Annotated in this window: 2 protein-coding genes; one reads left to right on the top strand and one right to left on the bottom strand. The window is 47.4% G+C overall.

The window, feature by feature from the left end; all coding sequences use genetic code 11:
- On the top strand, window positions 1–268 hold a 268-nt coding region (locus PY257_RS16250), incomplete at its 5' end, for a hypothetical protein (RefSeq protein WP_275743705.1).
- 332 nt (window positions 269–600) lie between these two features.
- Here the strand turns inward: PY257_RS16250 and PY257_RS16255 are convergent.
- Window positions 601–801: hypothetical protein (locus PY257_RS16255; RefSeq protein WP_275743707.1), on the bottom strand; the 201-nt coding region annotated here is incomplete at its 5' end.

Below are 801 nucleotides of genomic sequence, written 5' to 3' on the forward strand. Positions count from 1 at the left end.
ATCATGTGAAACCTCATCCGAGCATGGCTTACAAGGGGTGACATGGCTTAACTTCGGTGGATTGGGCCTGGCAGGGGCCTGTTTGAAAAAGACCAGAAATCCAACAACCGTTAAACCTCAGCTAACATTCAACCGCCTTGCACACAGAAATCCTGACACTCCCGTCTATGCCGCAACCATCAGGCGCAAGGCTGAACAGCTTCGGCATGTAATCGAACTTCTAGATTTTCCGACCAAGCAGATTCCCGCTTGTTACCATGATTCGTGACCGATCAATCCCTTTCTCCGCGAACACCTCATTCAGAAACATGACCAGCCGGAATCGCCCTGATGAGGCAGTCTGTTCATCAGACCACAAGCAGCCTGTCATGCCCCTATTCAGGGTGAACTCGTAATAATCGGGCTAATTCCGACCACCCCGACATGGTGACGAGCACTTAGAATACAAGCGAATATTGAATAATTTCAGCTCAATTTAATATCCCCACCTCTCATGCCAATACCCCCTAGAATCGACATATTTAAACCATCTGCATCAGAATACGCAGCAGCTACGCTTATAGGAGTTTCAGGTACTGCAGCGGCAGCCTTCATTAACATTTACTTTAAGTTACCCCAATATTTTTTCATCGCAATTTGGCTTTTAGTAGTGATACTGCTTTCGCTTTCCCTAGCGCGCGCAATTACATCTTCCTTGACCTCAAGCAACCTGCCTGCGAAGGTATTCATAGGACTTACGCAAAAGCCATGGAGAGCGATGGACTTCTGAGTTCCTGACGCAAGTAGTCTGAGAGCAACGAA

The organism is Curvibacter soli (assembly GCF_029211125.1).
GTDB lineage: Bacteria > Pseudomonadota > Gammaproteobacteria > Burkholderiales > Burkholderiaceae_C > Curvibacter_A > Curvibacter_A soli.